Raw genomic sequence first — 23056 nt, 5'->3', positions numbered from 1 at the left:
ACGCCAAGCACTTGACATCGATTCCATATTTCCATAATTATCGAAATATGGAATCGATCATTGCCCTGGCGTGCCTCGACGCCCTCGCACAAGAGCACCGCCTCAACCTTTTCCGTCTGCTGGTTCAAGCGGGCGATGCCGGCTTGTCCGTGGGGGAGTTGGGCCAGGCGACCGGTCTCCCCGGTGCCACGCTGACCAACCACCTGCACATTCTTCGTCGCGCAGGGCTGGTGAGCGACGAGCGCCGTGGCCGTGTCATCCAGTGCACGGCGAACTACACACAGATGAACGAGCTTCTTGGCTACCTCACCGAAAACTGCTGTGCCGGGTTGTCGTCCTCGGCCGACTGTCAGCCTGCAGCGGTTTGCAAACCCCGTCGGAGAACATCATGAAACGCTTTCATGTGCACGTGAATGTCGACGAGATCGACAGCAGTATTCGCTTTTATTCCATGCTGTTTGGCGCCGCACCCACCGTCGTCAAATCGGATTACGCCAAGTGGATGCTGGACGACCCGCGCGTGAATTTCGCGATCTCCCAAAGTGGCCGCCTATTGGGCGTGGATCATTTAGGGCTGCAGGCAGAGGATGAGGGTGAACTGTCCGTGATCGGAGAGCGCTTGCAGGCAGCCGATGCTGTCGCCCTGGCTGAGAAGTCCACCACCTGTTGCTACGCACGCTCGGATAAGTTCTGGGCCGAAGATCCACAGGGTGTGCGCTGGGAAAGCTTCTACACGCATGGTGAGGCCACCACCTACACCAATGCGCCCGAACAAAGTGATGCAGCGCCTTGCTGCGGCCCGAAAGCCGCTGGCAGCTGTTGCTGAGGATGACTATGCGTACACAGCCCTACAACGTGCTCTTCCTATGCACAGGCAACTCGGCTCGCAGCGTGATGGCAGAAAGCCTGCTCAACGTCTTGGGCAAGGGTCATTTCAAAGCCTTCAGCGCCGGCAGTTTTCCCAGCGGAAGAATCCAGCCCATGGCCGAAGAGCTGGCCCGCAGCATCGGCTACCAAGAGCCATTGCGCAGCAAAAGCTGGGATGAATTCGCACAACCCGATTCGCCTTCGATCGATATGGTCATCACGGTCTGCGACAACGCCGCTGGCGAAGTGTGTCCCATCTGGCCGGGCCAGCCTGTCACCGCGCATTGGGGTGTGCCCGATCCGGTTACCGTCGAAGGCTCCGATGAAGAACGTCGCAAGGCATTCCGTTCGGCGTGGATGATGCTCAAGCATCGCGTCGACCTCCTGCTCGCGTTGCCGCTGGACAAGCTCGACCGCGTAGCGACCCAGCAGGAACTGCGTGCCATCGGTCAAACAGGTGCGCATCGTGAGTGATCAACGTGACGCCGCCATGGGCACCTTCGCTCGCTATCTAAGTCTGTGGGTGGCGTTATGCATCGTGGCAGGCATTTCGCTCGGGCATGCACTGCCTTCGGTCTTCACCATCCTGGCTGGCCTGGAAGTGCAGCACATCAACCTGCCAGTGGCCGTGCTGGTGTGGTTGATGATCGTCCCGATGCTATTGAAAGTGGACTTCAGTCAACTTGCCGGCGTGCGCCAACAAGCGCGAGGCATGGGTGTAACGCTGCTTGTCAATTGGGCGATCAAACCGTTCTCGATGGCGTTACTCGGTTGGCTGTTCGTCCGGCATGTGTTTGCAGCATGGCTACCCGCCGGACAGCACGATGCTTACATCGCCGGCTTGATTCTGCTCGCGGCGGCGCCGTGCACCGCCATGGTGTTCGTATGGTCGCGGCTGTGCGGCGGCGAGCCTAACTTCACACTCGTGCAGGTGGCGTTGAACGACACCATCATGGTCGTCGCGTTCGCGCCGATTGTCGGGCTGCTATTAGGCGTCGCCTCTATTCACGTCCCGTGGGGCACGCTGCTGCTTTCCGTCGTGTTGTACATCGTCGTGCCGGTGCTGCTGGCTCAGTGGTGGCGTTGGCACCTGCTTCGAAACGCAGGACAGCAAGCCCTCGATGCCACGATCAAGCGCATCGATCCGTGGTCTACCGCAGCACTGCTGGCAACACTGGTCCTGCTGTTTGGCTTTCAAGGCGAGGCCATCATTGCGCAGCCGATGGTCATCGCACTCCTCGCCATACCCATCGTGTTGCAGGTTTACTTCAACGCGGGCATAGCCTACGGCCTAAGTCGTTGGCTGGGTGTACCGCACTGCGTTGCTGGCCCCGCCGCATTGATCGGGGCCAGCAATTTCTTTGAACTCGCTGTCGCGGCCGCCATTAGCTTGTTCGGGCTTCGCTCCGGAGCAGCATTGGCGACTGTCGTGGGTGTGCTCGTGGAGGTTCCCGTCATGCTTTCGGTGGTGCACATCGTTCGACGCACCGAACCGTGGTTTCTGCAACCTAAAGCTGTTGAAGCCAAGCCGTAACGGTAATCGAGCAGCGCATTACCCCTCTTGCCGATAGGAGTGGAGCAAGGCGTTCGCTCGATGCGTCTTCCTGATCCGATGCAGCGCGAGAAGACGGAACGCCGCCGGCAGCACCACCATGGATAGCAAGGGTGCCGTGAGCATGCCGCCGATCATCGGTGCAGCGATACGTTGCATGACTTCCGAGCCGGCACCGTTGCCGAGCAGGATCGGAAACAAACCCGCCAGAATCACCGCCACCGTCATCGCCTTGGGTCGTACGCGTTGCACCGCACCCTCGCGAATCGCTGCGTCCAGCTCGGCGAGTCCGGCCTGAGGGTTGTGCTCAAGCTGGCGATCCCAGGCGTGACGCAGATACAACAACATCACCACGCCGAACTCCGCAGCGACACCGCTGAGCGCGATGAAACCGATCATCGTTGCGACGGAAACGGCATGACCGAGCCACCAGATTAGCCACAGGCCACCGACCAGCGCGAGCGGCACACTCGCCATGATCATGGCCGCTTCGCTAGGGCGGCGGAACACGACGTAGATCAGCGCAAAGATGATCACCAGGGCCGCAGGCACCACAAGCTTCAAGCGTTCCATCGCGCTCGCCAGATACTCGAACTGACCCGACCAGGCCACGGTGACGCCAGGGGGTAGCGGTACCTGTTGAGCCACAAACTGCTGCAGCCGATTCACCACCGTGCCCAAATCGCTACCGTTGGTGTCGACGTAGACGTAGGTAGCGAGCTGACCGTTTTCGCTTTTCAGCATCGTTGGCCCAGCGGCCACGTTGATGTCGGCTATCTGGCTCAGCGCAAGTTGCGCACCGTTGGCGGCCACGATCGGCAGTTGCCGGATAGCTTCGACGGAATCGCGTTCAAGGCGTGGATAGCGCACCACGATCGGATAGCGCTCGCGTCCTTCCACCGTCTGACCGATCGGATCACCACCGACCACGGCCGCAATCAGTTGCTGCACCTGCTCCTGAGTGAGTCCATAGCGTGCCGCGTCATCGCGGCGTATATGCACGTCGACGTAGCGGCCGCTCACAGGGCGCTCGGCGATCGCCGAACTCACACCGGGCACGGTCTTCGCCACTGTTTCGATGCGATCGGCGACCATTTGCAGCGTCGACAGATCCGTGCCGAGCACTTTGATCCCGATCGGACTCTTGATGCCGGTGGACAGCATGTCGATGCGGTTGCGGATCGGCGGCACGAACAGATTGGTCAAACCCGGAACGTGCACCGCCTTGTCCAGCTCCTGCTCGATCTTCGCCATGGTCATGCCAGGGCGCCATTGATCCTTGGGCTTGAACGTGATGGTGGTTTCGAACATCTCCAACGGAGCGGGATCGGTGGCGGTCTCGGCGCGTCCCGCTTTGCCGAAAACATGATCGACCTCCGGCACCGTCTTGATCATGCGATCGGTCAGTTGCAGCAACTGCGATGCCTTGTCGGCCGACAATCCAGGAAGTGCCGTAGGCATGTAGAGCAGGGTGCCTTCGTCCATCGGCGGCATGAACTCGCTACCCAGTTGGCTCAACGGAATGACTGCGCTCAGCAACAACACGCCGGCCAGCACCAGCGTTGCTTTCGGGTAACGCAACACCGCGTCGAGAACAGGCCGATACAACGCCATCAGCCCACGATTGAGCGGATTGTTGTGCTCGGAGCGGATACGACCACGCACCAGGTATCCCATCAACACCGGCACCAGCGTGACCGCGAGAGCTGCAGCAGCGGCCATTGCGTAGGTCTTGGTGAAGGCGAGCGGCTTGAACAGTTTGCCTTCCTGTCCCTGCAGCGCGAACACCGGCACGAACGAGAGCGCGATGATCAGAAGACTGACGAAAAGCGCAGGCCCAACCTCGGCTGCCGACTCTGCCACCAGTGCCCAGCGCGTAGCGCCTTGCGGCTCTTGTCCCTCGTGTGTGTCGCGCCAATGTTCCAGATGCTTGTGTGCATTCTCGATCATCACGATCGCGGCATCGACCATCGCGCCGATGGCGATCGCAATGCCACCGAGCGACATCAAATTCGCGGAGACGCCTTGCACGTTCATCACAATGAAGGCGGCTAGCACGCCGAGCGGCAAAGTGATCACTGCGACTAGTGCGGAACGTAGATGGCCTAGGAACAGCACGCAGACCAATGCAACCACGATGAATTCTTCAATGAGCTTGCCCCAAACGTTCTCGACAGCTGCATCGATCAATTGCGAGCGGTCGTAGGTCGGCACGATCTCCACGCCGGGTGGCAAGCTGCGTCGAAGCTCGGCCAGTTTGGCCTTCACGGCGGCAATAGCCGCCCTGGCGTTCTTGCCTGAGCGCAGCACAATCACGCCGCCGGCCACTTCACCTTGACCATCCAGTTCGGCGATACCGCGACGAAAGGTCGGTCCACGCCGCACCGTCGCCACGTCACGCAGCAACACCGGCACACCGGAGGCATTGGCCGTAATGGATACATTCTCGAAGTCCGCGCGACTCGTCAGATAACCTTCGCTGCGCACCATCAGTTCGGCTTCACCTTGTTCGATCACCGAGCCGCCGTTGGCACCGTTCGCGGCACGCACCGCCTCGACCAGTTGCGAGACGGTAATGCCACGTGCGGCCAACGCTTGCGGATTGGGCACGATTTGCCAGGCGCGCTCCATGCCACCGACGCTCGCGACTTCGGCCACGTCCGGCACCGTTTTGAGCTGGTAGCGCAAGAACCAATCCTGGATCGCCCGCAGTTGACCGAGATCGTGTTGACCGGTGCGATCGATCAAGGCGTATTCGTAGATCCAACCGAGTCCCGTCGCATCGGGGCCCAGCGCAGGATTCACACCCGCAGGAAGGCTGCTGCGCACCTGGCTGAGGTATTCCAACACCCGCGAGCGTGCCCAATACAGATCCGTGCTGTCATCGAACAGCACATAGACATACGAATCACCGAAGAACGAATAGCCACGCACGACTTTGGCGCCGGGTACCGAAAGCATGGTGGTCGCCAGCGGATAAGTGACCTGATCCTCCACGACCTGAGGCGATTGACCAGGCCAGTTCGTGCGAATGATCACCTGCGTATCGGACAGGTCGGGCAAGGCATCGATGGGCGTGTGCATCGTGGCGTACACCCCGATCACCGCCACTATCACCGCAGCCAACAGAACGAAGAGTCGATGCGCGATGGCCGCGCGAATCAACGCGGCGATCATGGTTGATCTCCCATGTGCATATCGGACATGGGCGCACTCGCTGCAGGCGCTGGTTGAACGGTGTTTCCATTCAACCGGTCCAGGGCTCCCGACAGACTGGCCTCCGAATCGATGAGGAATTGACCGGAGATCACGACCTTCTCGTTACCTTCGAGTCCGGCGAGAATTTCCGTATAGCCGCCGGAAGCACGCCCGGTGCGCACGGCCATCGCCCGGAAGTGGCCATTTCCTTCGGACACGATGACGCGCGCCTGAGAACCCGTCGTGATCAGTGCGTCGTCCGGTATCACCGGCACGGCTTCACCGCTCGCCGGGGCGAGTTGTACGGTCGCGAACATGCCCGGACTCAACGCAGCATCGGGATTGGCCAACACGATGCGAGCGCGCTGCGTACGCGTCATGGCATCGATATCCGGCAGCAGCGTTTCCACCGTGCCGTGGAAGACACGACCCGGCAGCGCATCGGCGGTCACGCTGACCGGTGTACCGCTTCGCACGGTGCCGGCGACTGCCTGCGGAAGTGCTGCTTCGATCCACACGGTAGATAGACCGTTGATGGTCATCAGCGTCTGGCCTGCGCTGACCCGCTGCCCCTCTCGTACATCCAGTGTCGTGACCACACCTGCCTGCGGCGCATGCAGGACGATCCCGCCATCCACACCGCGATGCGCCGTCCGAATATCCGCATCGCTGAGTCCCAATACGCCAAGACGTTGCCGTGCCGCGGCACGAAGCGCTTGGGCATCGGACGATTGCGCTTGTTGAAGTGCGCCGTACTCGGCCAGTGCACTGTTCCATTGTGGCGCCAGCAAGGCGGCCAAGGGTTCGCCTGCCGTGATCGTGGTATAGGGCGCGCGGACGAATAGCGTGGTCACCACACCATCGGCGCGTGCACTCACGGTCGTCGCCTGTCGCAGATCCCAAGTGATCGTACCTGGCACCTGGATCGCTGATGCCAACACACGGCGTTCAACGGTCACTGTACGTATGCCGAGATTTTGCACGGTCGCCGGATCGATCCGGATGATGTTCGGATCGGCGCCTTCGTCGGCGTACTTGGGCACCATCTGCATGCCCATTGGCGAAAGGCCGGGACGATCGAAGTGCTCCTGCGGCACCATCGTGTCGTACCAATACAGAATTTTCTTGCCATGGCCATCGGGCGAGGTGCTTGCCATGTTGGCCGGCATGGATGAGGGCGACGTATGACGGCCACTCAGAAAGCCGATCACGAGCAACAGAGTTGCCATCACGATGGCGGCGAAAACAATCAGCGCACGCTTCATGGCATGGCCTCCGACGTAGGTAACAGATAGGCCAGCGATGCCCACAACCGTGCGCGTGCCGTGAGTGCATCGACGTAGGTTTGGCGCAGTTCGATTTCGTCGCGACGGGCGTCGAGCCAGGGTTGCAAGGCGTCGCCACCGCGGTAGGCAGCGAGTGCCGTTTTCGTGCGGTCACGATCGAGCGGAAGCATCGTGTCCTGATATCGCTGGATCTGGCGCACCCAGCCCTGCCAACTCGCGACAGTGCGCGCTACGACGGCGCGTTGTTCGCGACGCGCATCTTCACGGTTGTCTTGAGCCGCCTCCCATTGCTCTTCTTTCGCACTGATGGCTCGATCCTGCCGATTGCGTGTGAACAGTGGCAACGACACACCAAATTCCACCATCACCATGTCCGAGAGCGGACCTGCGCGCTGGCCGTAAAGAAAACTCACGCTCCAGTCGGGGTGTTTGGTCGCACGCGCCCGATCCAGCGCGGCTTGCGCGACTTGTTCGCGGGCCTCCCACATTTGCATCGGGGCTTGCTGGTCGACGGCTTGCTCCAGATGCTCGGGCGTGACCGGCAACTTTCCAAAGTCGGGGGCGTCGCCAAGATTCGTAGCGGTGTGTCCCAGCCATCGCTGCAAACCCGCTTGAGCCACGGCAATATCCGCATCGGCGGCTTCCAGGCGATTGTCGAGTGCCGCCGTCTCGGCGCGAACCGCCAGTGCATCGGTCGCGCTGCCGCTACCGCCTTTCAATCGTGCCTGCGCAATTTGCACTGCCAACGCATTTTCAGCGTGCAGTTCGGAGAGCAGTGCGCGCTTTTGCTGTGCCGCCCACAGGTCGATCCAGGCATCGGCGATACGTTCCTGGATCGATTGGATCGTGTCGGCACCTTCAGCATCGGCCGCTTTGATCTCGGCATCCGCCGCTTCGCGATCGGCAGAACGTGCCGCGCGGGAAGGGAGCGCCTGCGTGACGCCTACGACACGCATCGTCATAGGGTCAGATCGAACGCTGAAAGCACCTGGCGCGGTGATGGGAAAATTCTGGACGCCGAAATTCAATGTCGGGTCAGGCAAACGACCGGCGCGAACCGCTTCCTCATGCATCGAGGCAACGTGCGCGTGATGTGCCATCAGCAAGGGCGCTTGCGCCATGCCTTGCTGGATAGCGGCCTGAAGGGTTAACGGTGGATCAGCCGCATACGCGGCGGCAGCCATCGTCCCACTCAGGACGACAGCACAACCCAACGCGATCGCGCGTCGGGCGAAACGATAAAACCACATGACGGATTACTCCCAGGATCTAACGGATATCGCGCCCAGACGGGCACGACGACGCTTCAACACGAAGCGCGACTCGCTAAATCAACAGGGAGCAGAACAGGAGGCTGGCCGGTGGCGGCGGCGCTCGGAGACGATCACGTTGCCGCTGCTGGGCTGTCATCGGCGACGTCAGCGCCACAGCAGCCGGCAGTTCAGGCGGTAGAGCCACCAAAACACTGGGTGGCACGGACAGCGGATGAACGGCGGTCGGTGCGGAGGCGTCGGAGGCACAGTGCTTGGCGCACACCATCCGATCGGCGGCCGTATGCTTCATCTGCGGGCAGGTAGCCGCCATCGACGCATCGGCGGCGGACGTGCTCATGCCCATCGTCGCCTCCATCATTTCCGATGGCATCGCGCAGGCGTAGCTCGCCAGGGCAGATTGCATCCCGAGCATGAACAACACCCCCGCGAGCAGCAGCCAGCGTGTCAGGCGCGCACGACGGATATCGCGCAAACGCCAACGTTTTGGGGCCAGTCTCGGGATGCGAAGGTGGGTCATCGAGCCGGAATGGTACTACGCCCCGGAGCATGGCGAGACCCCCTTAATTGTTAAGGCCCGTAACTTGCTTGGTGTAGTAACAGCCTTGCCAGCGCTACGGCGGGAAGCAAGGCCGGCATGAGCGCGGCCGTCATATGTCCCCGCGATCATGCGTCAAGGGTGTTAACGAGGACATGGGTACGTCCCGCGAATGTGACGCAAATGGTCTATAGATGCCGCGCCGCCTTCGATGTCCTGTCTTAAGGGAGAGGCTTTTTGCGCGTCGGTTTGCTACTCGTATTACTGCTGCTAGCCCATCTTGTTCTGGCGAACTGGAGTGGCCACGCGGAAGATGCGTGGCCACAATTGATGCTGTTGGCCGTGCAGGGCACGGCGCTGTGGGCGGTTTTCACGCGCTACAGGCGCAGCCCGCCGCTGATCCGGTTGCCTTGGCTGCTGCTGGCGTCGGCCATCCTGATGCAAGTGCTGTGGGGAAGTACCAACCTCCTTACGACCCTGATGGGTGACAAGGGCGGTTACCTGTCCGCACTCGCCACGGTTTTCTCCAGCTTGTATGTGCTCCCCTGCGTCTTCATGGTGTCGCGCTCGTTCGCGCGCGATGAACCGCGCGTCGTGGCGAGGCTCGACCTGGCCATGTCGTGCGTGGTGGCGATCTTGCTGTATGAATTCTTCACACAGATGTTGAGCGGACCGCTAGCCAAGGACCCCACCAGTATCTACGTGGTGCTCTATCAAGCGGACGCCATCGATTTTTCGCTGGCACTCATGGCCATCCTGCGCCTGCTGGGTGCGCGCAGCTTTCGTTGGCGTTTCTTTTACTACGCAGCCAGCAGCTACTTGCTGGTCAATGCAATCGTCGCGACCATCTACAACCGCGTAGAGCTGCATGGCCTGCCATGGTGGGCCGGCTCGCTAGTGGATATCCCCCACGCATTGCTGGCGCTGGTGGCGATACGGCAACCGCCACGCTGGTTGCGTGCCTTCCATCCATCGCTGGCGGTGTCGCAAACCATCGCATCGTTTGCGCCGATCATTCTGTCGATGATGGTCGTCATGCTGGGCTTCAGCATCACACGGATCAGCTTTTCTATCGGCCTGCTGACAGGTTGCGTATCCGTGTTGTTTTACGGCTTGCGCGTCGCATTTATCCAAAGCCGCCATATGGACATGAAGCGCGCCGGTGACCTGAGCGCCTTGCGCCTGGAGCAGCAAGTGGGGCGCGACCCGCTGACGGGCATTGCCAATCGCGTAACACTCGATACGCGCCTGCGTGAGGCATTGCAGGAAGGGCGGCGCACCGGTCACCACTGCTCGCTGTTGATGATCGATATCGATTTCTTCAAGCAATACAACGATAGCCTAGGCCACATCGCCGGAGATGCTTGCTTGATCAAAGTAGCTTCTGCGCTAAGCAGCCAGCTGCGCGCATGCGATCTAGTGGTGCGCTACGGCGGCGAGGAATTTGTTGTCGTGCTGATGGATGCGTCGGCGGAGACTGCAGTTGAAGCGGCAAGGCGAATGGTTGGTGTCATCGAACGTCTGCAGATCCCACATCCCTGCAGCCCCTACGAGCGCATCACGGTGAGTATCGGTATTGCCACGCAGACGTCCGACACGCCTATGGATCCGGTGGTGCTGCTCGAAGAATCCGATCGGGCGCTTTACATGGCGAAGAACAACGGACGGGATCGCGTGGAAGTAGCCGAAGGATCGGCACAGGATTTATCTTCTGGATGGAACGGGTTTGATATGCGCGATAACACCATCAGATGATGAGGACGGTATGGAAGCATTTGGTAAGAAGTTGCTCGAAGTGATTCTTGCCGTCCTCGTTTTGGCAGCGATTTTCCTCGGGACGCTGCGCTTAGCCGAAAATCGTTTGATTTACCCCGCACCGCCTCCATCAGCCCCGTGGGGTGAACTAGTCGTGCATCGACCCGATGTCACGCTTCACGGATGGATTGTTCATCCTGAGGCGGACGATGCATGGGTTGTCTTCGGGGGTAATGCTTTGGCGTTGAACCCGGTAGGCGATCAGTGGCGTGACTGCACGGCGCGCGCGATTTATCTGATGCCATACCGAGGCTATGAAGGGCAGGCCGGGTCCCCGAGCGAAAAAACTCTCGTCGAGGACGGTGTTGCGCTCGTCCGGCAAGTGGAGAAAACGCATCGTCATGTCGGCATCATTGGTATCAGCCTTGGTACTGGCGTTGCTACTCAAGTCGCGGTGCAAGCGCGCCCCGATAAGCTACTTCTGGTAACGCCCTATGATCGTTTGGATCTTGTTGCACAAGATCATTTCCCCTACCTGCCGGTGCGATGGTTAATGAAGGACACCTACGACAGCGGCGCTGCCGCCACACAACTAAGCAACCTCCCGGTGGCGATTCTGCAGGCAGATCAGGATGAGATTATTTCGTCAGAGCGGACGCGTGCGTTGGTTGCCGCCTTTCCAAACAAGGCGCCCATATGGCTGCACGTGCCAACGTCCCATAATGGGGTGTGGGAGAGGCCCGAGCTATGTAGTTTTGTGCGGCAAGGTGCTTAAAACGCTATGAAGTGGATCTTCAAGCCTTTGGCCTGCCCGTTGTTGATTGTGGTTCTGGTGACATGGTGCAGAAGTAACAATGATCGGAGCAACTGGGTTGGATTGAATTTCGAAATGGCAACTTGACCCCGTTTTTCGAAGCGGACGTTTAGGTAGTGTCGCTGGAGAAAGGCATCCGATCTGCACTAACTACACCCGAAGCATCTTTCGATCCTATTGTTGAGGAGTGCGGCAGCATGGATCTGCAATCAATTAACGCCCGACCTCCGATGAGTCGCAGGGCGCGTATCGGTGGCGTTGTTTTTGCGATTTTTCTTTTGGCCAGCATTTGTTTCGTGGCACTTAGGTCATCTGCATCGGGGCCATTTGATGAACTATCAGGCACAGTCCAATCAACGGGTGTCATTTCAACTGGGGTGTCGGCATCAGGGTTACGTGGAAATGCCGTGGTCGCTTTGGTAAAGCTGAAAAACGGTGACTTTATTCAAGTACGAGTTGAATCAGGCGTGCCGCTGAGGTCGGGGACACCTATAAGCGTGCGTAGATACCATACGGGTGCATATGAACTATCAAGGCCGCTTTAACGGGCGAACATGCTAACTAGGGGGCAAAGAAAGCCTTGATCTGCTACAGAAGTAGGGCCGTGAAAACTAACTGCGGGCTTCTTACACGTCGTAGTGTAAATTCGCCAAGCGTTTGAAATGTCCACTTCCGACCCAAAGCTGACATACCACTAGTTGGCTGTGTTCCTAGATTTCATCTCATATTTGATCCTTGGCTCTGGAACCACTGTGTCATCCGTTGGCGCAATTTCAACAACGTCGGACGATGAAAGAGGGTGTTGCACCCAGTCGTAGAAATAGCGCTTTCCGTCTTCCAGGCAAACCGCGCTCGCAAATAGCTCGGCTCCTTCATCATCATTCAGGCGGACCCACTGCACTGCGAGGTGCATGTTCAGGACATTTGGGTGGCCGAAGACACCAAAATCGGCCCCGTTGATTCGTACCTTGAAATACATGGTCGGCTTCCTTGGCGATTAGTAGCCGCATAGTATCAATCACGTTTGCTACTGACTGGGGAGCGAAGATGCAGATTCGCCTGTTCATTGGCAGAATTGGAATATCCGCTTTCGACCCAAAGCGGACGCTTTGGAAAAGGCTGTAAGACCGTGAACTGACGATCTGTGGGAATGACCCTGGAAGACGGACTCAATGACAAAGCATTGTTGTGATGAGATGACTCGGCACGTCGAAATGACATGCCCGGACCACCCAGATCCGCAGGACTGTCCAGATCGAGTGCTGAAATATACCAACGCGGTTAACGGATATGGCCTGGTCATTCATGACGGTGGGTCATCGTCCTATTCCATCCGTTACTGCCCTTTCTGCGGCACAAAACTGCCGGCAAGCCGACGCGTACCCTATGCTGCGGGGACTGTGGCGACCTGAGCACGCCTGCTTTCAAATCCAGGCAACGGGGAAAGTCGTATGCCAAATCAGTCAGATCGAATCAAGTTCTCAATTAAAAAGAATGCCGCCGAAGTTGTTCGTCTCCATAAACGCATCCATGAAACGTTTGCTTTGAGAGACGTAAGTCAAGAAAAGCGGGAAGAATGGCAGAAAGCCTGCGAGGAATTTCATAGTAAATACGATGAGCTAGCCTTTCCTGGAGGATGTAGAGGCGTTATCGATCGCTTACTTGAGGGTGACTCAGACACTATGGAAGCGGTGATCTGCTTCCTTGAGATCAGGCCGTATTTCTTTCGGTCTGGGTACATGTTTGATGCGCTTCTCCGAAAGGCGAAGCGTGCGCCGTTAAGCGCTAAACAAAAGTCCCGACTTCAAATCGTTGCGGACAATGTGCGTACTTGGAAGGCATCCAAGCGTGCGGCTCGTGACTTAGCGCGCGGCAATCAGTGATAGAAACAAAAGCGTCCGCTTTCGACCCAAAGGGGTTTACTAAAAGGACACGCAATGAATCCAAAGACAATCGTGATTTGGCTTATGGCGCTAATTACATTTTTGGGTGGCGCTACGGCGCAGTATTTTTACCAAAGACATGCTCACCCTCCTGGCCTTATTGCCGCGGTTTTGGTAGCGATTTCAGCGTTTCTTATGTTTCTCTGGTACCGACTCGATACCGAACAGCGATCATATCGACGCACCTACCTTCTAAACGTTGGAGTCGTTGGATTTTCCTTGATCGCACTTCCGTACTACTTTTTTCGTTCTCGCGGAGTCAAAGGTGGTTTCGTGGCTTCGTCGCTGTTTTTCCTAGCTATCCTTGGTTCATTCTTTGTCTCAATGGCTGGTCGATACCTTGTTTATTTTGTGGTGCGAACTTGACGCGTTGCCATGGTGTGCGCGTTCAGCATCGTTAGACTTAGTCAGCTGTGTCTGCTTCCGACTCGAAGCGGACATGCCCCGCGAAGTCAAAGAGAGAGTTGGATCGAATGGAGTTGAAGGCAGAAGTCTGGGAGCGCGTTATGGGGTTCGCATTACTCCTCGCGAACGACGACCAGACCGAAAATATTGGGCGCACTACAACGCGCTTAAGGACTGCTGCGAAACACAGAGCCTCGGCGGCCACGACATCACTTCCTGTGGGAGAGTCTTGGGGACTTCACGACGGACGATAGCGCGGCAATGCCACTGTATCTACCGCATTTGGACCTACTAATGAACAAAAAATCGTATCGTCGCTTTCTTATTTATCAGGGCGCTATAGGCATTGTATTGGTGCTTCTTGGATTGTGGTTTCCGATATTCATCTATGAAAAGTATGGGTTTACATCTCAAAATATTTATGACACGCAAGGCCATGTTAAAGGACAAGGTATCTATTTTTACTACGGTTTAGGAATGGGCGGATTCGCGGTTGCTTTAGGTATCTGCATTCTTCTTGTGATTCGCCACTACTGGAAAAGACATAGTAAATAGTGTTGTCTTGCATCCTAACTGACCAGCGAAGCCGCTCAGTAATGACCGGAACGCCTGCGGATAGCATCATCGCGCCCATTTAGAGAGGCGGGCCGCGATCCGTTCTGATAAAGGCATCCAAGTTTTGATGTTGTTTAGGCAGCCGGAACAGGGCAACACAGTTCCGCCTCAAAGTGGATGGGGAGACTGATAGCCTGGGTAGCAGCAATCACCTTAAGCAAGGTCTGTTTCCGACCCAAAGCAGACATGCCACGCGAAGTCAAAGAGAAGGTGAGTCGAATGGAGCTGAAGACGGAAGTTTGGGAGCGCGTTATGGAGTTCGCGTCACTCCTCGCGAACGAAGATCAAACCGAAAAATACTGGGCACACTACAACGCGCTTAAGGATTACTGCGAAACACAGAGCCTCGGCGGCCACGACCATCCCTTCCTGTGGGAGAGTCTTGGGGACTTCACGACAGACGATAACGCGGCAATACCTCTGTATCTACGAGCTTTAGGCGCAGCGAGCGCTGACGATGCGCGCGAATATCGTGTCTCGATACGATTCGCATTGGCCGAGTGTTATAGACGGAAGGGGCAGGAAGATCTGGCTCGTGAATACGCGATTGCGGCAGACGATGAGGCTCGGGATCTCAACGATTTGGAATTACGGCGTGAGATAAGCAAGTTTCTACTTTCGCAAAAAAGTCAGAGTCATTTTTAGAACATGACTCTGACCGGTACTTCAGTGGCCAGTGACCCAGCCGTCCCCGATCTGCTCGAAGCGCACATGGGCCGCTTCGGTAGAGCCTGCACTCATTTCCATCAGCGTTTCGACACCTTTTAGCGCCAGCGTTAGCGAGCGCGCGTCGACGCAGGGGGAGAGCTGTAGTGCATTTCGCATGAGATGGACGATGCCATGAGCGCTTTCCAACAGCATGTAGGAATCACTCAGCAGGTCGAGCGGGCTGCCGACGGGGGCAGGGTAGTAGCTGGTGTTGAGGGTGAGCCAAGCTCCTGGGGCTTTCTCTTTCATCGAACGCTCCTTTGCGCGACGGGATGGCCGCCACCCCGCACGAGCGCGGGCGGCGGACGTGCCGAGGTGAGAATCCGAGAATAGAGCACTCGGTCAGGCCGAAGCCTTCCCGACACGTCCGCCATAGGGCGAACGTGGGACGCAAAAGGCTTGGCGCCTCATGCGCTCTATTAGTCGGGTTCTCACACCCGGTCGCCGAATTGGCGGCGACCCTTGCAAACTACGGCCGCGCAACGATTGAGTCAATATCTCGTTGTGAGTGGCAGGCCGTGTTTGTTCTGCGGGGCCTTAGCGTCGCCGATGGCCTGGCGGATCCGTCGCCTTGGTGGGCGCGGAGATCTAGTGTTTATGTAATGCGCGAGTCACTGCGGATTCCGGCCGTGTGGAACACTAATTCCGGTCACCCCAAACCGGCCGCCGGTGCTAACCAACAGTGGGGAAGGTGCAACGTTGCTGTCCGGCGTGATTGGCGGCAAGCTGAAAGCATCTGCTTTGGACCCAACGCGCACATCCCGATATAGAGTGTTGGCTTGTACCGTTAGTGTGTCTCTTGGGTAGCCTAGGCATTTTCAAAACGGGGGAAATCTATGCAGTGTTACATTCACGGTGACGCAGCCGCCATTGGTGTTTGCAAGTGCTGTGCAAGAGGTGTTTGTCACACCTGTTCTATTCCGGTGACCAATGGACTGGCTTGCTCTGAGGCATGCAAACCTACTGCAGAGGCGCTATCTCGGCTGCAGCTAACGTCATTGCGGAACGCGTCCATCTTCCGAGCACAGCGAAGTACTCAGGGAATCACCGTAGCCGGTCTCGTTGCCTTTGGTGCATCGGTTCTGTATTCCGACAAACAGTCAATGATTGGATGGGTCATGCTTGCGATGGGCGCACTCATCGGTATATCGCTCCTCATCTCTTCACGCCGCCAAAAATAATTCGTTGATGCCTGCTTTCGACCCAAAGCGGGCCAAATAAAAATTCCTCCGGAAATGACCCAGTGAATCTCTCGCCACAAGACAAAGAGCTTCTACACAGGATCGACGAAGTTCTTCACTACGTATGGGATCCAGTTGGAGTCGCCCACGTTCCTCAGGCGAGGGATGAGTACGAAAGCTATGTCCCGCAGGTATTCCAGCGACTTAAAGGCACCACCGATGGGAAGGATGTGGCCGAATACCTTCATTGGCTGAGCACCGAGCAGATCGGCGTGGGGGCGAATCACGAGCACGACATGAAAGTGGTTGAGCTGCTTATCGGGTGGAGAGATCAGCTTATCCGGTAACTTTTTGGTGTCCGCTTCCGACCCAAAGCGGACATCGTAATCGCCACGAATTTCCATCTTCGTAGATAGGTGGGAGTGCGAGCAACCATTTCCCGGTGTAATCTGGGTACACGGGAAGGGAACTCAGGGGGCGGTATGAAGTGCGAATCATGCGGATCGCCGGTCGACGCCGGCGCTAGGTTTTGCCCAAAGTGCGGCAGTCAGGTCGCACCTTCATTCTCAATGACTCTCCCCGAGAGAGTTGAGAAAAGTGTTTCGTCCCCCGTTGAATACGCATCGCGAACGGCATACAGGAGCGCACCAAAGCATTCCTCCGCCGGCACCCTGTGGGTGTGGGGTATTGCGATTGTGCTGGGGGGATTAGGTGTCTACTGGTTGCAACATCATGGATTCGGTCCACCGGCACCGGCATCGGCTGAGTTGAAGGCGGCAGTCCGAAATCTCGACGATGCGGCCAAGAACGCGCCGGGAACTGCGACGGGTTCGGGTTCTAGTGTCGACACACAGCCAGTCGCTAATGAGACCGAGGACCAAGCCACTGCTCGTATCTTCAATGCTATGGCTGCGAACATCAGCGCGTACCAGGCGCATGTGCAAGAGTTGCAGAAGGAAACGCGCGAATTGCCCGTTACAACGATCCTTACCCCCACCTCGCTGACCAGCAGCGAGGGTATTCAAAATGGGCGTAACGTTGTGGCGCAATACGGACAGCTACTCGACCAACTAGAGCAGTCGTATACCGACTACATCAGCAATTCCGACAAGATCATTGCAACGGCACCCGAGCATTTGCAGGCAAACATTATGTCGGGGTATACGTCATCGATAGCCAGAAGCAAGGAAGTGGTCGGTAATTATCTGACCATCGAACGGCAGATCATGGTGACGATCACCAGCATTCTGGATCTCGCCCAGGCAAACCTAGGTCAATCGCGTGCGTCGAATGGTCAGATATATCTTCCCAACGACGCTCTTGCTACCTATCAGCAGCTACTGAGGCAGCTACAAAGCCAGGCCCAGGATGAAGGTAGAGCTGTCGTCGCGATGAGAGAAATGCATCAGGAAGGGCAACAGAAGTTCGACAAGATGCGCTCCATGACGGATGCTCAATAGCACCCAGCACGAGATAGTTGAGCGTAAAGCGAACGGGAAGCTCTCGTGGCATCGTTTCTGCGCGGTTCGCCATGCCGCTTACAGACGTGACTACCGGCCATGCCGGATGAAAACCGAATGCAGCGTTCTTGTTAGTTCCGAAAGACGGAGTCGGATTCACTTGCAACTGGCTGGCGCGACGAGAATGTTTGCTTTCGACCCAAGCCGGACATGCTCGCTGTAGATTTGCGGCTGTCGGCAATAGGGCAGGACGTTTAATTCAGGGGAACGCATATGAAGTGGAAGGTCGGGCTATTCCTGTTGATGGCCCTTTACTCTTGCCAAATTAGCGCGCGGGATACCATCGCGCTGAATGTTGGAGGTGGCGATACCATTGTGGTGCCGGTCATCGCGGATCTTCTTCCGCTGGGTAACAACGCCGCCGCTTATCGTCAATATCTCGAGTATGAAGAAATACCAGGACGTCGTCTGCTTGAGACTTTCATGTCGAAGGGTGACCTTGATGCTGCAGCTGCGGGCATTAAAAGATTCCGGGGGAGGACGCTTACAGTGGACATGCTGGTGACACCATCGGGCACGAGCGTCGCAACATTGCAGCAGTTTCAGGCAGCAATGGCAGGCTTCAAAGCAATAAATCAGGACATGCTCAATGCCCAATTCGACGCTCAAAAAGTGCAGTTGGCGTCAAAGCTCAAGCAGTCTAAGGCGAGCGCTTACGCACCAAAGTTCCTGGGCTTAATTGTTAGTCAGCCACGTGCCGTTGCCATAGCGGAACAGATGACCATTGATGATGGCACTTCGGCACACTATGTTGCCATAGCCCAGGGCTTCATTTTTGTTCGTGAACGCATCATCGCGTTTACGATCTATAAGGAAATTCAGGATCAGAGCGACACTGAATGGGTAAAACGAACGGGCACCGATTGGGCGGCGCAAGTACTAAAGCTTAACCCTGATCATTAAGCAGCTTGGGATAGAAGTAATGATGTCCGCTTCCGATCCAAAGCGGACATACCTTGACACTCAAGAGGGGGCACGCGATGAACATGTTGTTGTGGGTTCTGCAGGTCCTCGGCGCGCTCTTATATGGATCGTCGGGTGTCATGAAGGTTTTTATGTTCGACAAGGTAAGCCACGACGTCCCTTCCTTTGGCGCGTTACCCAAAAGAGCCTGGATACTGCTTGGCATCCTGGAGCTCGTGTGCGTAATCGGGCTCATCGTTCCCGACGTGTTCCATTGGCACCTATCACTTACGATCTTGTCAGCCACGGTGTTGGCAGTCGAAAGCCTCGTATTCATCGGAGTACATATCAAGTATCGCGAGGTCGCGCCAACGATACTGAGCGGCGTGCTGGGTCTGGTCATGGCATTCATTGCTTATGGCCGGATGGTTGTAGAGCCCGTCCTCTAATCGCCGTCACGTTGTAAAGGCCCGCTTCCGACCCAAAACGGATATGCGGACAATTAGGCAATGTGAGTAGGGGGAAGCGATGTTTGGACCATTCAAGAAGAAAGAGCCTCCGCAAGAGCCACCCAAGCGGATGCCGCCCGTCCCCTCCTGGCGGCCGACTATTAAACAGCCTTTAGATGAGATCGCTGAACGAATATTGGTGTATACGAATCAACAGCGCGATCTGGCGATATTTGAAAATGGCACATGCGTGCTTCTCCCAGACGGCCTCTCTGACATTCAAGCAGAGGCGCACGCCAAAGAGGTTCTCCATAAAATTTTCCACTTTCATCCGGACATGAACCCATTGGCTATGAAGGATGGGAACGTGCTTGTCCGATACAACCATCCGGCTGTGAATCTCGTGATAGACCGAATCGCTGTCGAGCATCGGGAGACCATCGACAAGCATCATCTGGAGGCATTAGCTACTAGCGAAGTGCTTATGACGCCCCTTGGCTCAAACAAATTTGACGAATTCGGAAAGAAAGCGCTGTTCGGGCGATGCTTTATGTTCATGGATGCGCAAGCACTCAATGTTGTTCGAGTTGTGCGAAGAGATTCTTAGAGTGCAATAGGGCTTATCGAAATGTCCACTTTCGCCCTATCCGATCCTGGAACTTTATAGTCCGTGGCACAGCCAGTTAGCATTAGCAGAACTGGCAGCAACAGTCTGACCCCAATGAGTCCGTTGTAACTTTGCATTTGCTTCCTCTGTTTTGGAGTGATGGTGTCATCACTTTGACAATTTATCCATTGAGTTTTGGGGTCTTATGCCGATTCCATCCATCGAAGAGATCAACCGTGACTGCGAGTTCACGGCGAGACTTATGGAACTAGACGCTTTTGAAGCTCTATGGATAGTACGAAAGCGCGACTGCATGTTTGACTAAAAAGGAGAAAAACGCATGAAGCGCAAAGCCATATTGTTTCTCCTTGTTAGCGCAATCAATTTCTCGACCGCTTTCGCCCTCCAGCAGCCTTCCGACACTGTGCCAGCCGTAACCGTAAGTGACAACGCTGCGCAATTTCGATGGCGACAACTGGATTGGAGCATTCCAAACTATTTCTTTTATTGGTTTCGTGAATACACCACTGGGGATAAGGAAGTTCTACTTCACATTGGGTACCAGGCATCGAACGGCACATTCGTCAATGCAAGCCACGAAAAGTACGACATTCTCTTGAATGTCCACATCCGACCGGTTGATAACGAAGATCCGAGAAATGCGCTGGCTCTCATACATCGAATAGGACTTCCGTTCGACCAAGTACCCGAATTTACCTCAGCGAAATTTCCTGGCATGACCTACCTCGGCTCATCGAGTTCTTTTCACTATTTTAAGTTGGCCAATGAGGATGCTTATGTTGAGTGCCATTTGCTGACAGCCGATCGCCTGTCACCTCCTAAAGTGAGCCATGACGTACTTAGCAAGGAGTTTGTATGCGGTACAGCGTTTGGATTGCCTGCAGGCTTATACGCCTGGATTGATGCCCCTGGCGTGCATATTGACGACGTGGCAAAAGCGTTTTTGATGGTACGCGCCGAGGTCGTCTCCTTCATTCGCTGAAAGGTGTCTTGGCGTCTTACAGCATTAGGTGAGAGGTAGACGGCGGGTCGGCCAAGCTCGAAGTGTCCGTTTTCGACCCAAAGCGGACTAACCGTCGAGATATGCTTAAGATCCCGGCAGACACTGTGCTTTAAAACGTTCCGAAGTTAGGTATGAACATGTTTGAACCCGTCATTGTCGACACCAAGCGCCTACGCTTGCGCCCTCTTCGAACGGAGGATGTGTCTATTTTTTTTGACATGTGGTCCGATCCTGAGGCGGTGCGCTACTTTTCGTTTCCGCCCATGCAGGATATCGAGCAAGCTCATGCTCGCATTGCCGAGAAGCTGCAGTCTTCGAGCGACGGCAATAGCGTTATTTGCGTCGTTGAATCGAGAGATACAGGCGAGGTACTTGGCGATTGCGCCCTGTTCAATGGAGTTCCGCATTCCAAGCGTGCCGACATCGGGTACTGCCTGGGGCGCAAACACTGGGGAAAGGGTTACATGGCTGAGGCGGCTGACGCTCTCATCGAGCATGGATTCAAGCGAGCAGGATTGCGTCGAATCGAGGCAGACATCGATCCGCGCAACCTGCCGTCGATCCAGCTGATCGAGCGCCTGGGGTTCAAGCGCGAAGGGTATTTGCGCGAGCGATGGATGATTGGCGGAGAGGTCGCGGATACCGTTCTGTACGGCCTCATCCACAGTGATCGTTATCAATCCTGATTCAGACTGCACGAATCGCGCCGAGAGCTTTAATAGGGCTTCGAGTTGACGAACGTGCTCGTCGCTGTGGTGGACGACAGCGCTCATGACGCCGCCAATGAAGACAGGCATTCATTGACGGCGCTTCTACTGCGCTTACTTACCCTGGATCAGCAGGCCCAGCGGGATGAGGGGGCTGACTGGCAGCAGCTCGTAAGTCATCAAGTTGGCGGCCACCAGCGGCAGCGTCGCCAACGTTGCCTTGGCTTGTTCGACTGACTCGGCATTCATGAGAAAGATAGGTCCGGCGTTCTCACGGAACCAGAACTGCTCGATGTGGCCCTCGAGATAATGTTTGAGCGTGGCGGGAACTTCGCTCGGCAGGTACTGCTTGCGTTGTTCAGGCGTGAGGGGGGATGTCACGGAAGCGATGGCCATGATTTTCATTGATAGTTTCCTCGTTTGATGTGCATTGCAATGTGCAACGAGGTGCAATCTAGTCGCTGGGCCGGTAAAGCGGTATCGTCGTAAATGACAACTTTAGGGTCATTTGCGACATGCGCATTTCTATACTCGCCCTGGATGGCCTGTTCGATACGGGCCTTACGGTCACCTTAGACGCCTTCGGGATCGCCAACAATTTTGCGGCTCGGCAAACAGGTGGCGCAGCTCCTTTCGAGGTGTCCATCGTAGGTGTGCGTAAAAGTGTTCGGTCCGGCCATGGACTGCCCATACCTGTCCGCGCCATAACACCGGATTTAAAGCCGGACTGGGTCATCGTTCCAGCGCTCAATACAAGTACGCCGGAACGATTGGTGCCCGCGCTTGCGCGACGAGACGTGATCCAGGCCAAAGCCCAACTGATTTCATGGCATGCCGAAGGTGCTCACATCGCCGCTTCGTGCATCGGGTCGTTTCTTCTGGCGGAAACTGGACTTCTCGATCAACAGGAAGCAACGACAACGTGGTGGCTCGCTCCTCTATTTCGACAACGCTACCCGAATGTTTCGCTCGACGAGTCCCGCATGCTCGTGCCGTCAGGCAGGATGGTTACGGCAGGTGCAGCGATGGGGCATCTCGATCTCGCGCTCTGGTTGATACGTAAGGCCAGTCCTGAGCTTGCAACCATGGTTTCGCGCTACTTGCTGGCCGACATTCGCTCCTCGCAAGCGCCTTACATCATCCCGAATCATCTGGCGCAGGCAGATCCTCTCATTCTGCGTTTCGAACGATGGGCGCGGAAGCATCTCAAGCAAGGGTTTTCGTTGCAGGAAGCCGCCAATGCTATGACGACAAGTGCACGTACATTGCAGCGCCGCTGCCAAGCCGTACTAGGCAAATCGCCGCTTGATTATTTTCAGGACCTACGTGTCGAACGTGCGCGATCTCTGGTCCAGAGCAGCAGCCTCGACCTCGAAGCCATCGCAGCCGAGGTGGGTTATGCCGACGGAGCAACGTTGCGGACACTCCTGCGCCAACGTTTAGGACGTGGCGTGCGGGAACTTCGTGCCGACCTGCGCTGAAGGCGCGCAAATCCGTGTACAAACTATGGAGTTCCGTCCACACGGGGACAGAACTCCATAGTCCATACGTTTTAGTGCCCATAGTTTGTGCATTTGGAAAGCCATCGACACAGAGCCTACCGAGACAGCGGGCAGGGGTGCCGGATTGGAATCAGCCTCCCTGGTTGCAGATGTGATGCGGAAGAATGCATCATCTGCGAAGGGGCAAGTCCGCCAGGGCTGCTTTCGGTAT

Annotated in this window: 26 protein-coding genes and 1 pseudogene; 19 read left to right on the top strand and 8 right to left on the bottom strand. The window is 56.6% G+C overall.

What is annotated here, in order from left to right:
• Positions 1-47 precede the first annotated feature (47 nt).
• The 4 genes from QQL64_RS08065 to arsB are packed head-to-tail and all read left to right on the top strand — an operon-like array spanning position 48 to position 2401.
• Positions 48-392: an ArsR/SmtB family transcription factor gene (locus tag QQL64_RS08065; RefSeq protein WP_284398002.1), complete on the top strand. Its 345-nt coding sequence runs from the start codon at positions 48-50 to the stop codon at positions 390-392.
• The gene (locus QQL64_RS08060; protein ID WP_284398000.1) at positions 389-826 is read left to right on the top strand and encodes an ArsI/CadI family heavy metal resistance metalloenzyme; all 438 of its coding nucleotides are present in this window, start codon (positions 389-391) and stop codon (positions 824-826) included. The genes QQL64_RS08065 and QQL64_RS08060 overlap by 4 nt, the downstream gene beginning before the upstream one ends.
• Positions 827-834: 8 nt before the next feature.
• The gene (locus tag QQL64_RS08055) at positions 835-1341 is read left to right on the top strand and encodes an arsenate reductase ArsC (RefSeq protein ID WP_284397998.1); all 507 of its coding nucleotides are present in this window, start codon (positions 835-837) and stop codon (positions 1339-1341) included.
• 16 nt (positions 1342-1357) lie between these two features.
• Complete coding sequence (gene arsB / locus QQL64_RS08050) at positions 1358-2401, top strand: ACR3 family arsenite efflux transporter (protein WP_284399701.1); 1044 nt, start codon at positions 1358-1360, stop codon at positions 2399-2401.
• 18 nt (positions 2402-2419) lie between these two features.
• Here arsB and QQL64_RS08045 read toward each other — a convergent pair whose 3' ends face one another.
• The 4 genes from QQL64_RS08045 to QQL64_RS08030 form a co-directional block, all read right to left on the bottom strand.
• On the bottom strand, positions 2420-5596 hold the full coding sequence (locus tag QQL64_RS08045) for an efflux RND transporter permease subunit (protein WP_284397995.1): 3177 nt from the start codon (positions 5594-5596) through the stop codon (positions 2420-2422).
• A complete protein-coding gene (locus QQL64_RS08040) occupies positions 5593-6882 on the bottom strand; it encodes an efflux RND transporter periplasmic adaptor subunit (RefSeq protein ID WP_284397992.1) in 1290 nt (429 codons plus the stop codon). The genes QQL64_RS08045 and QQL64_RS08040 overlap by 4 nt, the downstream gene beginning before the upstream one ends.
• Positions 6879-8153: a TolC family protein gene (locus QQL64_RS08035; RefSeq protein ID WP_284397990.1), complete on the bottom strand. Its 1275-nt coding sequence runs from the start codon at positions 8151-8153 to the stop codon at positions 6879-6881. The genes QQL64_RS08040 and QQL64_RS08035 overlap by 4 nt, the downstream gene beginning before the upstream one ends.
• A 76-nt stretch (positions 8154-8229) precedes the next feature.
• Positions 8230-8649: a hypothetical protein gene (locus QQL64_RS08030; protein ID WP_284397987.1), complete on the bottom strand. Its 420-nt coding sequence runs from the start codon at positions 8647-8649 to the stop codon at positions 8230-8232.
• A gap of 300 nt (positions 8650-8949) precedes the next feature.
• Here QQL64_RS08030 and QQL64_RS08025 point away from each other — a divergent pair, with 300 nt between their 5' ends.
• Both QQL64_RS08025 and QQL64_RS08020 read left to right on the top strand, forming a co-directional pair.
• Positions 8950-10467, top strand: a complete 1518-nt coding sequence (locus QQL64_RS08025) for a GGDEF domain-containing protein (RefSeq protein ID WP_284397985.1) — start codon at positions 8950-8952, stop codon at positions 10465-10467.
• A gap of 10 nt (positions 10468-10477) precedes the next feature.
• Positions 10478-11242, top strand: coding sequence for an alpha/beta hydrolase (locus QQL64_RS08020; RefSeq protein WP_284397982.1), 765 nt, complete (start codon positions 10478-10480; stop codon positions 11240-11242).
• A gap of 733 nt (positions 11243-11975) precedes the next feature.
• Here QQL64_RS08020 and QQL64_RS08015 read toward each other — a convergent pair.
• On the bottom strand, positions 11976-12260 hold the full coding sequence (locus QQL64_RS08015; RefSeq protein WP_284397980.1) for a hypothetical protein: 285 nt from the start codon (positions 12258-12260) through the stop codon (positions 11976-11978).
• Between the two features lie 193 nt (positions 12261-12453).
• Between QQL64_RS08015 and QQL64_RS18260 the strand changes: the two genes are divergently transcribed.
• The 5 genes from QQL64_RS18260 (at position 12454) to QQL64_RS07995 (ending at position 14889) form a co-directional block, all read left to right on the top strand.
• Positions 12454-12693 (top strand): DUF6980 family protein, encoded by a 240-nt coding sequence (locus QQL64_RS18260; protein ID WP_404601005.1) that lies wholly within the window; start codon positions 12454-12456, stop codon positions 12691-12693.
• A 39-nt stretch (positions 12694-12732) separates the two neighbouring features.
• A complete protein-coding gene (locus tag QQL64_RS08010; RefSeq protein ID WP_284397979.1) occupies positions 12733-13164 on the top strand; it encodes a hypothetical protein in 432 nt (143 codons plus the stop codon).
• A 54-nt stretch (positions 13165-13218) separates the two neighbouring features.
• Complete coding sequence (locus tag QQL64_RS08005; protein WP_284397976.1) at positions 13219-13590, top strand: hypothetical protein; 372 nt, start codon at positions 13219-13221, stop codon at positions 13588-13590.
• Between the two features lie 333 nt (positions 13591-13923).
• A complete protein-coding gene (locus QQL64_RS08000; RefSeq protein WP_284397974.1) occupies positions 13924-14184 on the top strand; it encodes a hypothetical protein in 261 nt (86 codons plus the stop codon).
• Between the two features lie 246 nt (positions 14185-14430).
• On the top strand, positions 14431-14889 hold the full coding sequence (locus QQL64_RS07995; protein WP_284397968.1) for a hypothetical protein: 459 nt from the start codon (positions 14431-14433) through the stop codon (positions 14887-14889).
• A gap of 21 nt (positions 14890-14910) precedes the next feature.
• On the opposite strand, the gene QQL64_RS07990 is transcribed toward QQL64_RS07995, so the two are convergent.
• On the bottom strand, positions 14911-15201 hold the full coding sequence (locus QQL64_RS07990; RefSeq protein WP_284397967.1) for a hypothetical protein: 291 nt from the start codon (positions 15199-15201) through the stop codon (positions 14911-14913).
• A gap of 1024 nt (positions 15202-16225) precedes the next feature.
• Positions 16226-16537: a hypothetical protein gene (locus QQL64_RS07985; RefSeq protein ID WP_284397964.1), complete on the bottom strand. Its 312-nt coding sequence runs from the start codon at positions 16535-16537 to the stop codon at positions 16226-16228.
• A gap of 78 nt (positions 16538-16615) precedes the next feature.
• On the opposite strand from QQL64_RS07985, the pseudogene QQL64_RS18255 reads away from it, so the two are divergent.
• The 7 genes and pseudogenes from QQL64_RS18255 to QQL64_RS07955 form a co-directional block, all read left to right on the top strand.
• A pseudogene (locus QQL64_RS18255) lies at positions 16616-16678 on the top strand (zinc-ribbon domain-containing protein); the annotation flags it as partial.
• 132 nt (positions 16679-16810) lie between these two features.
• Positions 16811-17593, top strand: coding sequence for a hypothetical protein (locus tag QQL64_RS07980; RefSeq protein ID WP_284397959.1), 783 nt, complete (start codon positions 16811-16813; stop codon positions 17591-17593).
• A 273-nt stretch (positions 17594-17866) separates the two neighbouring features.
• Positions 17867-18556 (top strand): hypothetical protein, encoded by a 690-nt coding sequence (locus tag QQL64_RS07975; protein ID WP_284397956.1) that lies wholly within the window; start codon positions 17867-17869, stop codon positions 18554-18556.
• Between the two features lie 77 nt (positions 18557-18633).
• On the top strand, positions 18634-19005 hold the full coding sequence (locus QQL64_RS07970) for a DoxX family protein (protein WP_284397953.1): 372 nt from the start codon (positions 18634-18636) through the stop codon (positions 19003-19005).
• A 79-nt stretch (positions 19006-19084) separates the two neighbouring features.
• Positions 19085-19612: a hypothetical protein gene (locus tag QQL64_RS07965; protein ID WP_284397949.1), complete on the top strand. Its 528-nt coding sequence runs from the start codon at positions 19085-19087 to the stop codon at positions 19610-19612.
• A 340-nt stretch (positions 19613-19952) separates the two neighbouring features.
• The gene (locus QQL64_RS07960) at positions 19953-20615 is read left to right on the top strand and encodes a hypothetical protein (RefSeq protein WP_284397948.1); all 663 of its coding nucleotides are present in this window, start codon (positions 19953-19955) and stop codon (positions 20613-20615) included.
• Between the two features lie 152 nt (positions 20616-20767).
• Positions 20768-21322 carry a GNAT family N-acetyltransferase gene (locus tag QQL64_RS07955; RefSeq protein ID WP_284397945.1) on the top strand — a complete coding sequence of 185 codons (555 nt, stop codon included), beginning with the start codon at positions 20768-20770 and terminating at the stop codon, positions 21320-21322.
• A 135-nt stretch (positions 21323-21457) separates the two neighbouring features.
• Here the strand turns inward: QQL64_RS07955 and QQL64_RS07950 are convergent, their stop codons facing one another.
• Complete coding sequence (locus QQL64_RS07950) at positions 21458-21748, bottom strand: YciI family protein (RefSeq protein ID WP_284397942.1); 291 nt, start codon at positions 21746-21748, stop codon at positions 21458-21460.
• 110 nt (positions 21749-21858) lie between these two features.
• On the opposite strand from QQL64_RS07950, the gene QQL64_RS07945 reads away from it, so the two are divergent.
• Positions 21859-22824, top strand: coding sequence for a GlxA family transcriptional regulator (locus tag QQL64_RS07945; protein ID WP_284397938.1), 966 nt, complete (start codon positions 21859-21861; stop codon positions 22822-22824).
• Positions 22825-23056 lie beyond the last annotated feature (232 nt).

The sequence above is a fragment of the Dyella lipolytica genome, from assembly GCF_030160075.1.
Lineage (GTDB): Bacteria > Pseudomonadota > Gammaproteobacteria > Xanthomonadales > Rhodanobacteraceae > Dyella_B > Dyella_B lipolytica.
Note: the sequence above shows the minus strand (reverse complement) of the source record. Positions and strands in the feature narration are given on the sequence as shown.